Annotated in this window: 11 protein-coding genes; 3 read left to right on the top strand and 8 right to left on the bottom strand. The window is 66.4% G+C overall.

Going from position 1 to position 12,214, the window contains the following annotated elements; translation table 11 throughout:
* Positions 1 to 94: 94 nt before the first annotated feature.
* Positions 95 to 763 (top strand): lytic transglycosylase domain-containing protein, encoded by a 669-nt coding sequence (locus tag U5A56_RS20200; RefSeq protein ID WP_321924320.1) that lies wholly within the window; start codon positions 95 to 97, stop codon positions 761 to 763.
* A gap of 14 nt (positions 764 to 777) precedes the next feature.
* Here U5A56_RS20200 and U5A56_RS20195 read toward each other — a convergent pair whose 3' ends face one another.
* The 8 genes from U5A56_RS20195 to U5A56_RS20160 all read right to left on the bottom strand — a co-directional run bounded on the left by U5A56_RS20195 (position 778) and on the right by U5A56_RS20160 (position 9,741).
* Positions 778 to 2,130 carry a HipA domain-containing protein gene (locus U5A56_RS20195; protein WP_321924199.1) on the bottom strand — a complete coding sequence of 451 codons (1,353 nt, stop codon included), beginning with the start codon at positions 2,128 to 2,130 and terminating at the stop codon, positions 778 to 780.
* Entirely contained in the window at positions 2,130 to 2,465 is a 336-nt protein-coding gene (locus tag U5A56_RS20190) for a helix-turn-helix domain-containing protein (RefSeq protein WP_257774648.1), read from the bottom strand. The genes U5A56_RS20195 and U5A56_RS20190 overlap by 1 nt, the downstream gene beginning before the upstream one ends.
* A 240-nt stretch (positions 2,466 to 2,705) precedes the next feature.
* A complete protein-coding gene (locus U5A56_RS20185; RefSeq protein WP_321924196.1) occupies positions 2,706 to 3,146 on the bottom strand; it encodes a dihydroneopterin aldolase in 441 nt (146 codons plus the stop codon).
* Entirely contained in the window at positions 3,143 to 3,772 is a 630-nt protein-coding gene (locus tag U5A56_RS20180; RefSeq protein WP_124485109.1) for a sarcosine oxidase subunit gamma, read from the bottom strand. Before U5A56_RS20180 ends, U5A56_RS20185 begins: the two co-directional genes overlap by 4 nt.
* Positions 3,762 to 6,773 (bottom strand): sarcosine oxidase subunit alpha family protein, encoded by a 3,012-nt coding sequence (locus U5A56_RS20175; protein ID WP_321924194.1) that lies wholly within the window; start codon positions 6,771 to 6,773, stop codon positions 3,762 to 3,764. Before U5A56_RS20175 ends, U5A56_RS20180 begins: the two co-directional genes overlap by 11 nt.
* A complete protein-coding gene (locus tag U5A56_RS20170; protein ID WP_124485108.1) occupies positions 6,770 to 7,069 on the bottom strand; it encodes a sarcosine oxidase subunit delta in 300 nt (99 codons plus the stop codon). Before U5A56_RS20170 ends, U5A56_RS20175 begins: the two co-directional genes overlap by 4 nt.
* A gap of 26 nt (positions 7,070 to 7,095) precedes the next feature.
* On the bottom strand, positions 7,096 to 8,340 hold the full coding sequence (locus U5A56_RS20165) for a sarcosine oxidase subunit beta family protein (RefSeq protein ID WP_034180813.1): 1,245 nt from the start codon (positions 8,338 to 8,340) through the stop codon (positions 7,096 to 7,098).
* A 15-nt stretch (positions 8,341 to 8,355) separates the two neighbouring features.
* On the bottom strand, positions 8,356 to 9,741 hold the full coding sequence (locus tag U5A56_RS20160) for an L-serine ammonia-lyase (RefSeq protein WP_321924193.1): 1,386 nt from the start codon (positions 9,739 to 9,741) through the stop codon (positions 8,356 to 8,358).
* Between the two features lie 241 nt (positions 9,742 to 9,982).
* Here U5A56_RS20160 and U5A56_RS20155 point away from each other — a divergent pair, with 241 nt between their 5' ends.
* Entirely contained in the window at positions 9,983 to 11,056 is a 1,074-nt protein-coding gene (locus U5A56_RS20155) for a GlxA family transcriptional regulator (RefSeq protein ID WP_124521420.1), read from the top strand.
* Between the two features lie 379 nt (positions 11,057 to 11,435).
* Positions 11,436 to 12,140, top strand: coding sequence for a FadR/GntR family transcriptional regulator (locus U5A56_RS20150; protein ID WP_059452152.1), 705 nt, complete (start codon positions 11,436 to 11,438; stop codon positions 12,138 to 12,140).
* Positions 12,141 to 12,214 lie beyond the last annotated feature (74 nt).

Here is a 12,214-nt window from a genome sequence, read left to right as displayed (position 1 = left end):
CAAGCCTACATCGTGCTTTCATTCGAGCCTGCGCTCGAACGCGCACGACGATTGGCCGATATACTATGCGCCTCTCATTTCCCCGCACTCCACCATGCGACGACGGTTTCTCTGGCTGATCGTGCTTTCGCTCGGCATTGCGCAACAGGCCTCCGCGCAGCAGGCGCCAACGCTGCCTGCCTCCGCGCCCGACGCGGCCGCATCCGCCCCGGCCGAGGCCTCCGCCCCGCTCGCGAACGATCAGCCGAACGAAGCAAACCGCCGCATCACCTCCTACCTGACGAAGAAATTCGGCGTCGCAAAAGAGCGCGCCGCGAAGCTCGCCGACATCGTGAGCGTCACTGCGACGAAATATTCGCTGCCTCCGGCACTCGTTTACGCGATCATCTCGATCGAATCGCGCTTTCAGGAAAAAGCGCGCGGCCAGCATGGCGCGACCGGGCTGATGCAGGTCGTGCCGGCCGCACACCGCGGCATGCTGCGCGACGTGAAGGACCTCACCGAGCCGAATGCGAACGTCGAAGCGGGCTCCAAAATCCTGTCGGGCTATGTGCGGGCGGCCGGCGGCAACGTGCAAGCCGGGCTGAGGAGTTATGGCGGCTCCAACGCGTATGCGGCGAAGGTGATGCAGCGGGTCGACACGTTCCGCTTCGTGCTCGAACCGGAAGACGGCGCGAAAGGCTCGAACGACACGAACCCGCGCATGGTGCCGGTCAGCGATCCGTCGACCGCGGCGCCCGCCGCGAGCCGCAACGCAAAGTAGGCGCACCGCGCGCGTCAGAGCAGCTCGACGTTGACCTTGGGCACCATGGGCGCAATCCGCAGCACGCGCTCGGCCTGAGCTCGCACGTACTCCGAAATACGCTGTACCCACGCACGCTCATCGCCTGCGTACACGCCGGATTCCGCCAGTTCGGGAGCCAGTTTCCCGGCCAGCGTCGCCATCCGCGTCATTTCACGCGCAACGAGCGCCGGCCGGATCCGCGCACGATGCGCGAAGTCTGCGAGCGCGAAAGCCGTGAGCTCCTCGGTGCGAAACACATCGCCGTACGCCATCGCCATGTCCTGCACATAGGCGTCGCCATAGACGTTCACGCACACCAGGTCGTAAAGCGGCGCCGGATCGAGCCCGCCGCTGCTGACGAAAAACGAAATGTTCTTGCCGTGCGCGTCGCTGTTGCCGATCAGCAGTTGCAACAACGCCCAGCGCAACATGGCCGAACGCGCGGCGGCGGGCGTCTCGAGAAACGGCGTCAGCGAAAACAGCTTTTCGAAGCTCACGCCTTCGCGGATATTGCGTACGTCCGCGTTGTTGCCGAGATTGCGTTCGTATTTGAGTGTCGCCGGCAAGTCGAGGGCCTGGCATCCATCGATGACATGAAGTCGCCGCACCGCGCTCACGCGCTGCGGATCCTCCGGATCGGTCGTCACGACCCGGTCGAATCGTTCGATCAGCAGAATCGGTTCGGGGATGCGCCGAATTTCGACATGCGCGACCGGCAAGCCCATGCGGGCCGCCAGCGTCATGCAGAAATGCTCGTTGGCCACCATGAACGGCGCCTGCGGGCTGCGCGACTCGGGCTTCAGAATATGCGAGCTGCTGAGCGACCCGTCGACAAGCGCATACCGTTCACCCTCGACGAGCACCTGGAGCTTGTCCTGATGGCCGGCGATCGACAGGCGTACCTGATCGTCCCAGACGGGAAATGGAATCGCATCGCGCTTGCGGATACGATCGGTCAGTTCCTCCGCGGAGATCGGTCGGCGCACGGGTTCGAGGGTCTCAGGCGCCCGTGCGGGCGAACCGTCGTCCGGAACGAAGCTCAACGCACCGACGGGCTCCTTGCCGAGCATTCGAATCAGGCCGAAAACGTTGTCCTTCGACATCTGATACATCGAGGCGGCCACGTCGAGCGCGCGCCCCTCGGGCAGCAGGTTGCCCACGAAGCGCTGGATCGCACCCGACGGCGGGATTCCCCCGTCGAGCGGAATGCACGGCGACAGCGCAAACGCATCGCCGCGTGCCAGCCACGCCGGATCGTAGGAAAAGCCGTAGTCGTCGCGGCGGGCATCGTAAGTCAACTGCCCGACCGGCGAGCCATCGGCCGAAATGCGCAGACGATGGATCATCACGGGCCCTCGGGCAAACCGGACGAGCCTGGCAAAGCGGCGCGCACCGTCGCGGTGTCACGCAATGCGTTGCGCGCCGCCGGGACGTCGCGTTTCGGCACGACGAGCAAATTGAGGCCGAAGCCGTCCAGTACCTTGAACAGCTTGTCGAGACTCACCGCGCGGCCGTTTTCGAGCCGCGACAGCACGTCCTTGGAGACGCCGAGCATGTCGGCCGCATCGTCGATCCGCATCTGGTTCTGCGCGCGCCGGTTGCGCACGAGCGCGCCCAGGGCGGCAAGGTCCGGTGCGAACGGGTCGGGTGTCGCGATGGGTTGCGGTAAGGTGCGGGCCATAATTCCGAAATTTCAGGAACAAAGCGCCGTCACAGACAGCTGACGGCATAGTTACGTAAATATCGGAATTATAGTGGTTCAACGGCCGAACGGCCAATTGTTCCGGTATTTCAGGAATAAAATCGAGAACGGCACGCGACCGTCGATTATTCGCATATTTCAGGAATTATAAATGGAAACGGCGACGCCTCCGCGCCGCCGTCTCGCACTGACCGGATCCCGCCGACCAGCCCTACCCGCTCAAAGCTGCCCCGCCGCCCCCGTCCACCGCAGGTAATCCCCGCGCGTCCAGTCGAGCGACACGCCCACGCGCTTCGTCCCCGGCCGGATCTTCGGCTTGTACATCGACAGCGTCAGCGAATCCAGCGCGGGCCATTCGCGGAACGACAGCACCGCGAGATCGGCGACGAGCGTCTCCAGCAGCCGCGTATGCGGCTTGTGCGACAGGAACGCCGCGACGCGCGCGCAGTAGCCGTCGTAGTCGATCCACTCGCCCTGCTCGCTCGGCTCGCAGCGATACCCGAGCCGCGCATCGATCACGATCGGCTGCGGCGCCTCGTGCTCGTGCGCGTGGATGCCGATCCGCGCGGGCACCTTCAGTTCGTCGACGAACACGCTCCAGCCACGCCCGCGCAGGCGCGGCGCGTCGATCGCCACGAACGGTTCGTCGAACGGCTTCATGATGCGAGCGGCGCCGCGGCGTCGAGCATGATGCGCACGAAATAGTCGGCGAAGCTGCGGCGCAGGACGATCTCGAACGTATCGTCGCCGGTCGGGATCAGCGTGATCGGCGACTTGAAGTAGTGCGACTGCGCGCACTGGCCCGGCTTGAGCACACGCGGATGCAGGTCGAGCGGGCAGCCGCGCGCGATCACGTCGCGCACGCGTTCGCCGCTGACCTCGACGACCGTGTAGCCGCTGCCGACGTCGACGGCCGCCGCATACGAACCCTGCACGGCCTCCGCGAGCTGCGCCTCGAGCACGCCCGCCTGCACGGGCCCGTTCGAGCGCACGAGCCACTCGTCGGGACCGAGCCACAGCACGTCGTACTCGGCGCCGCGCGCGACCGTGTTCGGCACCGACGGCGGCCGGCAGCCGACCACGCGCTCGAACGCGCTGACGAATGCCGGATCGCTCAGCTCGCCGCGCACGTTCACGAGATCGAGGAACGGCCGCTCGCGCAGCGTGAACTTCTTCGATGCGCGCGCCTGGTGCAGCTTCAGCACATCGGCCGCGCCGACGAACGGCGATTCAAGCGTCACGCCCGCGCCCGCCACCGGCGTCTGGTTTCTCGTTTCATTCCACATGCTGGCGCACCCCTTCGGTATCGTAGAAAACCGGGCTCGAGATCTTCGCAGTGATGCGCTTGCCGTTGGCCAGCGGAATCACGACGCTCTCGCCCATCTTGTTCAGGCCGCCCTTCACCACCGCCAGCGCAATCGAGCGCTTCAGGATCGGGCTGTAATAACTCGACGTCACGTGGCCGATCATCGGCGTCGGATCGACCGCCGACACCGGCGTGTCCTTCGCGATGATCTGCGCGCCTTCCGGCAGCACGAACTGTTCGTCCTCGGTCAGCAGGCCGACGAACTGCTTGCGGCCTTCCTTCGACGTATCGGAGCGCGACAGCGAACGCTTGCCGAGGAAGTCCTTCGACTTCGCGACGAGCCCGCCCATCCCGAGGTCGTACGGCGTGATCGAGCCGTCGGTGTCCTGGCCGACGATGATGTAGCCCTTCTCCGCGCGCAGCACGTGCATCGTTTCCGTGCCGTACGGCGTGATGTCGAACTCGGCACCGGCTGCCATCAGCGCTTCCCACACCGCGCGGCCCGCGTTGGCCGGCACGTTCACTTCATAGGCGAGCTCGCCCGAGAAGCTGATCCGCATCACGCGCGCCTTCGCGCCCGCGACGGTACCGTTCCGGTAGCTCATGAACGGGAACGCGTCGTTGCCGAAGTCGATGTCCTGGCAGACCTTCTGCACGACCTTGCGGCTCTTCGGGCCGACCACCGCGAACGTCGCCCAGTGATCGGTGACGGACGCGAGCCGCACCTTCATGTCGGGCCATTCGGTCTGCAGCCAGCGCTCGAGCCACGTGAGCACGCGCGCCGCGCCGCCGGTGGTCGTCGTCATCATGAAATGCTGGTCGGCGAGGCGCACCGTCACGCCGTCGTCGAACACCATCCCGTTTTCGTCGAGCATCAGCCCGTAGCGGCACTTGCCGATCTCGAGCTTGTTCCACGGGTTCGTGTACATCCAGTTCAGCAGCTTCACCGCGTCCGGACCCTGGATGTCGATCTTGCCGAGCGTCGACGCGTCGAGGATGCCGACGCCGTTGCGCACCGCGAGGCATTCGCGCTTCACGGCCGCATGCAGGTCCTCGCCCTTCTTCGGGAAGTACCACGGCCGCTTCCAGTTGCCGACGTCCTCGAACATCGCGCCGTGCTCGACGTGCCATTCGTGCACGGCCGTCTTGCGGATCGGGTCGAGGAAGTCGCCCGTCTCGCGGCCGGCGAACGTACCGAACGACACGGGCGTGTAGTTCGGGCGGAACGTCGTCGTGCCCGTTTCCGGAATCGTCTTGCCGAGCGCCTGCGCGAGGATCGCCATCCCGTTGATGTTGCCGAGCTTGCCCTGGTCGGTGCCGAAGCCCATCGCGGTGTAGCGCTTCACGTGCTCGACCGACTCGAAGCCTTCACGCGCGGCCAGCAGGATGTCGGCGGCCGCCACGTCGTTCTGGAAGTCGACGAACTGCTTCGGCCCGCGTGCGGCGGCCTCGCGGCTGCCGACGAGCCACAACGGCTGCAGCGCACCTTCGACGGTTTCCGCGACCTGCGGCGCGACGGGGCGCTGCGCGGCCGTGAAGCCCGCGGCCTTCGCCGCTTCGGCGCCCGCGTCGACCGCGAGCCGCAGCGCACGGGCGAGACCGAACTCGCCCGCGGCCGCACCGACGCTCGCTTCGGCCTGCACGGGCTTGCCCGGCAGGAAGCACGCCTTCTCGTCGCTCCAGCACGCCTTGCCGCCCGACTGCGCGAACAGGTGCAGCACCGGGCTGAAGCCGCCCGACATCGCGACGAGGTCGCACGGCAGCGACTGCAGCTTGCCGCCGGTCTGGCCGTTCGAGTAGGACGCGACGTCGACCGACGATACGCGCCACTTGCCCGAAGCGGCCGTCACGACCGCACCGCTCATCACCGTCACGCCCTGCCGCTTCGCGGCCGCGGGCAGCGCGCCGTTCGACGACGCACGCGAATCGACGACGGTCACCTTCGCACCGCACGCCTTCAGGTCGAGCGCGGTCTGGTACGCACGGTCGTTGTTCGTGAACACGACCACGTTGCGGCCCGGCAGCACGCCGTAGCGATGCACGTAGGTGGACACCGCGCCGGCGAGCATCACGCCCGGCAGGTCGTTGTTGCCGAACACGATCGGACGCTCGTGCGCGCCGGTCGCGAGGATCACGCGCTTCGCGCGGACCTTCCACAGCAGCTCGCGCGTGCCCTTGCGCATCGACACCGGCTGGTGATCGGTCAGGCGCTGCGTGACCGTCACGAGGTTGTGGTCCTGGTAGCCGAACGCCGTGCTGCGCGACAGGATCGTCACGTCGGGCAGCTTGCGCAGCTCGGCCTCGATCTTCTCGACCCACTGCAGCGCGGGCTTCGCGTCGATTTCCGCGCGGCACGACAGCAGGCTGCCGCCGAGTTCGCGCTGGTCGTCGACGAGGATCACGCGTGCGCCGGCGATAGCGGCCGCATGCGCGGCGGCGAGGCCCGACGGCCCCCCCCCGACCACGAGCACGTCGCAGTGCGCGTAGCATTTGTCGTAGCGATCGGCGTCGAGCACTTCGGGCGCCTTGCCAAGGCCGGCGGCCTCACGGATCTTCTCTTCGTACTTCGGCCACATGTTGCGCGGCCACATGAAGGTCTTGTAGTAGAAGCCGGCCGGCATGAAGCGCGAGAACTTCTGGTTGATCGCGTACTTGTCGTTCTCGAGCGACGGCTCGGCGTTCACGCTCGTCGCGACGAGGCCCTGGTACAGCTCGATCTCGGTCGCGCGCGCGTTCGGCACCGTGTACGGGCCGGTTTCGAGCTGCACGACGGCATTCGGTTCCGCGACGTCGGCCGTCACGATCCCGCGCGGACGGTGGTACTTGAAGCTGCGCGCGACGAAGTGCACGCCGTTCGCGAGCAGCGCGGACGCGAGCGTGTCGCCCTGGAAGCCCTGGTACGTGCGGCCGTTGAACGTGAACGTCAGCGGAATCGCGCGATTGATGCGGCCACCGGTGCCGAGGCGGTCTTTCTGGCTCATTTGCTCGTGCCCTCTTCGTGTGCGTTGCCGGCAGCTGCGCCACCGAACTTTTCGTAGCCCTTGATATCGTAGGTCACCGTGTCGCGCGTCACCTTGAACCAGCGGCGGCAGCCCTGCGTGTGCAGCCATTGCTCCTTGTGCAGGCCGCGCTTGTTCTCGCGCATGAACACGTATTCGCCCCATTCGCGGTCGGTCATGGTCTCGTTCGCGACCGGGCGCACGATGTCGGCTTCACCGCCGCACGTGAACTCGGATTCGGCGCGCGGCCCGCACCACGGACATTCGATCAGCAACATGTTTCTTTCTCCAATGGTCGTCGGGTTTAGTGCGCAACGGCGGCAGCGCCGTGTTCGTCGATCAGGTGGCCCGTGTAGAAGCGGTCGAGCGCGAACGGGGCGTTCAGCGGATGCGGTTCGTCGCGGGCGATCGTGTGCGCGAACACCCAGCCCGAGCCCGGCGTCGCCTTGAAGCCGCCGGTACCCCAGCCGCAGTTGAAATAGAGGCCCTTCACGTCGGTCTTGGTGATGATCGGGCAGGCGTCCGGCGACACGTCGACGATGCCGCCCCACTGGCGGTTCATCCGCACGCGCGAGAACACCGGGAACATCTCGATGATCGCCTGCAGCGTGCTTTCGATGATGTGGAAGCTGCCGCGCTGGCCGAAGCCCGTGTACTGGTCGATACCGGCGCCGATCACGAGGTCGCCCTTGTCGGACTGGCTGATGTACGCGTGCACCGCGTTCGACATGATCACCGAGTTCACGACCGGCTTGATCGGCTCGGACACGAGTGCCTGCAGCGGGTGGCTTTCGATCGGCAGGCGCACGCCGGCCATGTCGGCGAGCGTCGTCGTGTTGCCGGCTGCGACCACCGCGACCTTCTTCGCCTTGATGAAGCCCTTCACCGTGTCGACGCCGACCACCGCGCCGCCTTCGCGGCGAATGCCCGTCACCTGGCAGTTCTGGATGATGTCGACACCGGCGCGGTCGGCGCCGCGCGCGAAGCCCCAGGCCACCGCGTCGTGACGCGCGACGCCCGCACGGCGCTGGATCGATGCGCCGAGCACCGGGTAGCGGCTGTTCAGGTTGATCGTCGGCTCGATTTCCTTGATCTGCGCGGGCGTCAGGAATTCGGCGTCGACGCCGTTCAGGCGGTTCGCGTTCACGCGACGCTCGGTGTCACGCACGTCCTGCAGCGTGTGCGCGAGGTTCATCACGCCGCGCTGGCTGAACATCACGTTGTAGTTGAGGTCCTGCGACAGCCCTTCCCACAGCTTCATCGCCTTCTCGTACAGCGCGGCCGATTCGTCCCACAGGTAGTTCGAGCGCACGATCGTCGTGTTGCGCGCGGTGTTGCCGCCGCCGATCCAGCCCTTCTCGAGGATCGCGACGTTCGTGATGCCGTGCTCCTTCGCGAGGTAGTACGCGGTCGCGAGGCCGTGGCCGCCGCCGCCGACGATCACGACGTCGTATTCCTTCTTCGGTTCCGGGCTCTTCCACTGCTTTTCCCAGTTCTCGTGATACGAGAGGCCGTTGCGGAACAGGCTGAATATCGAGTAGCGGCTCATGTTAGTGATCCTTCGTTAGCATTCGATGACGTTCACGGCAAGACCGCCGCGCGACGTTTCCTTGTATTTCGTCTTCATGTCGGCCCCCGTCTCGCGCATCGTCTTGATCACCGAATCAAGCGAGACGTAGTGCTGGCCGTTACCCTTGAGCGCCATGCGCGACGCGTTCAGCGCCTTGATCGCGCCCATCGCGTTGCGTTCGATGCACGGAATCTGCACGAGCCCGCCGACCGGATCGCAGGTCATGCCGAGGTTGTGCTCCATGCCGATCTCGGCCGCGTTCTCGACCTGGTCGGGCGTGCCGCCCATCACCGCGGCCAGCGCGGCGGCGGCCATCGAGCACGCGACGCCCACTTCGCCCTGGCAGCCGACTTCCGCGCCGGAGATCGACGCCGTTTCCTTGTAGATGATCCCGATCGCCGCGGCCGTCAGCAGGAATTCGACGATGCCGGCTTCGTTCGAGCCCGGCACGAATTTCACGTAGTAGTGCAGCACCGCGGGAATCACGCCGGCCGCGCCGTTGGTCGGCGCGGTGACGACCCGGCCGCCCGCCGCGTTTTCCTCGTTGACGGCCATCGCATACAGGTTGACCCAGTCGAGCATCGACAGCGGATCGCGCAGCGACTCCTCCGAACGCGCGCGCAGGCGGCCGTTCAGTTCGGCCGCGCGGCGCTTCACGCGCATCGGGCCCGGCAGCTCGCCCTCGACCTTGCAGCCGCGCTCGACGCACGCGGCCATCGTGCGCCAGATCGCGAGCAGCCCGGCGCGCACTTCGTCCTCGGGGCGCAGCGCGCATTCGTTGCGCAGCATCAGTTCGGCGATCGACAGCCCGTGGTCGCGGCACTGGCGCATCAGGTCGTCGCCGGTGCGGAACGGATACGGCACCTCGACCGCCGCGCGTACGCCGTTCACGCGATCGCCGTCGCGGTTCACGACGAAGCCGCCGCCGACCGAGTAATACTCTTTCTCGACGAGCAGCTGGCCGTGCTCGTCGAACGCCTGGAAGCGCATCCCGTTCGGATGCACGATGCTCGTGCCGCTCATCAGCTTGCGGTAGAAGCCGATGTTCTCCTTCTCGTCGAAGCGGATCGTCTGCTTGCCGAGCAGCGCCAGCGACTTCTCCGCGCGGATCGCCGCGAGCCGCGGCTCGATCAGGTCCGGATCGATCGTGTCCGGCAGGTGGCCCTCGAGGCCGAGCAGCACCGCCTTGTCGGTGCCGTGGCCCTTGCCCGTTGCACCGAGCGAGCCGTATAGTTCGACCCGCACGCGGCGCACGAAGCCGAGCAGGTTCGCGTCCTCGATGTGCGACGCGAAGCGGCACGCGGCGATCATCGGGCCGACCGTATGCGAACTGGACGGGCCGATGCCGATCTTGAACAGGTCGAACGCGCTGACGTTCATCTGGCTTCCTCTGGGTGGGCGTACGTGAAATGTCGTTGGCATCAGTACATCAAAGCGTAAAATTGGCCGATAGAACAAAAACGGCATCGGCGTGGGATACCGCCGCCAAGCCCCGCGCAGGACGGCCGGAAAGTGCGTTTTGACGATGATCGGCGACGCAAAACCACAAGTCGGCCGGCGCGCCCGCAAGCAGAGTGCAACAAGTGAGACCCGCCTTCCCGGCGTGACGAGATTGACCGCGATGACACCCGACGTACCCGCTTTCCCCCTCGCCGAACCTGCGCCGCGGCGCATCCGCTTCGGCATCGTGCTGCTGCCGAACTTCACGCTCACGGCCTTCTCGGGTTTCGTCGACATGCTGCGGCTGTCGGCCGACGACGGCGACTACAGCAAGCCGGTGCGCTGCGCGTGGAGCGTGATCGGCGAGACGCTGGCGCCGGTGCGCGCGAGCTGCGGGATCCAGATCACGCCGTGGGAAACCTTCGAGAGCGCCGAGCCGTTCGACTACGTGGTCGTGGTCGGCGGGCTGCTGCATTCGGGGCCGCAAGCCGGCCCCGAAACGCTCGAGTTCGTGCGCCGCGCGGCGGCGGACGGCGCGACGGTCGTCGGCATCTGCACGGGCGTGTTCACGCTGATGCGCGCGAACGTGCTCGACGGCTACCGCACCTGCGTGAGCTGGTTCCACTACTGGGATTTCATCGAGCGCTTCCCGAACGCCGATCCGGACCTCCTGATCGCCGATCGCCTGTTCGTGATCGACCGGCGCCGGATCACCTGCTCGGGCGGCCGCGCGTCGATCGACGTCGCCGCCGCGATCCTGCTGCGCCATTTCGACCATGCGACCGTGCAGAAGGCGCTGCGCATCCTGCTGGTCGGCGAGATGCAGAAAGGCAATGCGCCGCAGCCGCATCCGCCGGGTCTCGAGCCGGCCACGCATCCGAAGGTCAAGCGCGCGATTCTCCTGATGGAACAGCATGTCGGGCGCGCGCTGCCGCTCGAGGAACTCGCGTGCAAGCTGGACATGTCGACCCGCCAGCTCGAGCGGCTGTTCAAGGCCGAGACGGGCAAGAGCCCGCAGGCGTTCGCGAAGCAGGTGCGGCTGCGCACGGCCGCGTGGCTGCTGACCAGTTCCGACCGCACCGTCGCCGATATCGCGTCGAGCTGCGGGTTCGCCGACGCGTCGCACCTCGGCCGCGAGTTCCGCAAGCAGTTCGGCGTGCCGCCGGCGACCTATCGCGAGCGCGGCGGGGAAGTCGCGGAAGGCGGTATGTCGGCGGCGACCGATCCCGATCCCGTGGAAGACGTCGCCGACTGATTGACGATCACGCGCGCCGCCGGCGCGCGGCTTCGTTCTTCGTTCTTCGTTCTTCGTTCTTCGTTCTTCGTTCTTCGTTCTTCGTTCTTCGTTCTTCGTTCTTCGTTCTTCGTTCTTCGTTCTTCGTTCTTCGTCCTTCGTCCTTCGTTCTTCGTTCTTCGCCCTTCGCCTCGGCCCCGCCGTTCGCCGTTCACCTCCGCCCTCCCTTCGCCCGCCAACCGCACATCGAACCCGGCACGATCGCCACACTTCCCCGCCATTTGGAACCGGTTCCAATCCATTTGACCGACGTTGCAACCCATTGATCGAGGGTTATTCCGGATGCTGACGCACCTTCAAATTTGTATGATGACCACATCACCTTACAAACCAAAGCGCCATGTTCGAGAAAATTCCCGCCCGTGCGATGAGCGACCACGTCGCGCAGCAACTGCTGAAGCAGATCGAAGTCGGCAGTTTCTCGGCCACCGGCAAGCTGCCGACGGAAGCCGTGCTCGCGCAGGAATTCGGCGTGAGCCGCACCGTGATCCGCGAGGCGATCTCGCGCCTGAAGAACGAAGGCGTGGTCGAGCCGCGCCAGGGCAGCGGCGTGTACGTGAACCAGCACGGCGCGATCCGCCCGCTGCGGATCGACTACGCGGAAGCCGTCGAGGCGAGCTCGCTGCCGCACCTGCTCGCGGTGCGCCGCGCGATCGAGGCTGAAGTCGCAGCCGAAGCCGCGCTGCATCACACCGCCGACGACATGGCCGACATCGACGACGCGCTGCGCAAGATCGACGACGCGGTGGCCGAAGGGCGCGACGGCGTCGCGGAAGACGTCGCGTTCCACCGCACGATCGCGGCCGTCACCGGCAACCCGTATTTCCTGAAGACGCTGCAGTTCCTGAACCAGTACCTCGAGGCCGGCGTGAAGGTCACGCGGCGCAACGAAGCGACGCGCGAGGATTTCTCGCGGCAGGTGCGCGAGGAGCACGCGGCGATCGCCGACGCGATCCGCGCACGCGACCCGATGGCAGCGCGCAACGCGGCGCGCACGCACATGTACAACGCCGCGCGCCGCCTCGCGGAAGCCGGCATCTGTTGATGAACGAATGCGGCGGCCCGGGCCGAACCGGCGCCGTCGTTGTCCCGAACCTTTTCCGAATCGATCAAGGTTGA

It is taken from the genome of Burkholderia sp. BCC1998 (genome assembly GCF_905339875.1).
Lineage (GTDB): Bacteria > Pseudomonadota > Gammaproteobacteria > Burkholderiales > Burkholderiaceae > Burkholderia.
This window is presented reverse-complemented; position numbering and strand designations above follow the sequence as displayed.

Coding starts and splice junctions, on each gene's coding strand:
- U5A56_RS20200 (WP_321924320.1), top strand. CDS start 95: ATGCGACGACGGTTTCTCTGGCTGATCGTGCTTTCGCTCGGCATTGCG.
- U5A56_RS20195 (WP_321924199.1), bottom strand. CDS start 2,130: ATGATCCATCGTCTGCGCATTTCGGCCGATGGCTCGCCGGTCGGGCAG.
- U5A56_RS20190 (WP_257774648.1), bottom strand. CDS start 2,465: ATGGCCCGCACCTTACCGCAACCCATCGCGACACCCGACCCGTTCGCA.
- U5A56_RS20185 (WP_321924196.1), bottom strand. CDS start 3,146: ATGAAGCCGTTCGACGAACCGTTCGTGGCGATCGACGCGCCGCGCCTG.
- U5A56_RS20180 (WP_124485109.1), bottom strand. CDS start 3,772: ATGTGGAATGAAACGAGAAACCAGACGCCGGTGGCGGGCGCGGGCGTG.
- U5A56_RS20175 (WP_321924194.1), bottom strand. CDS start 6,773: ATGAGCCAGAAAGACCGCCTCGGCACCGGTGGCCGCATCAATCGCGCG.
- U5A56_RS20170 (WP_124485108.1), bottom strand. CDS start 7,069: ATGTTGCTGATCGAATGTCCGTGGTGCGGGCCGCGCGCCGAATCCGAG.
- U5A56_RS20165 (WP_034180813.1), bottom strand. CDS start 8,340: ATGAGCCGCTACTCGATATTCAGCCTGTTCCGCAACGGCCTCTCGTAT.
- U5A56_RS20160 (WP_321924193.1), bottom strand. CDS start 9,741: ATGAACGTCAGCGCGTTCGACCTGTTCAAGATCGGCATCGGCCCGTCC.
- U5A56_RS20155 (WP_124521420.1), top strand. CDS start 9,983: ATGACACCCGACGTACCCGCTTTCCCCCTCGCCGAACCTGCGCCGCGG.
- U5A56_RS20150 (WP_059452152.1), top strand. CDS start 11,436: ATGTTCGAGAAAATTCCCGCCCGTGCGATGAGCGACCACGTCGCGCAG.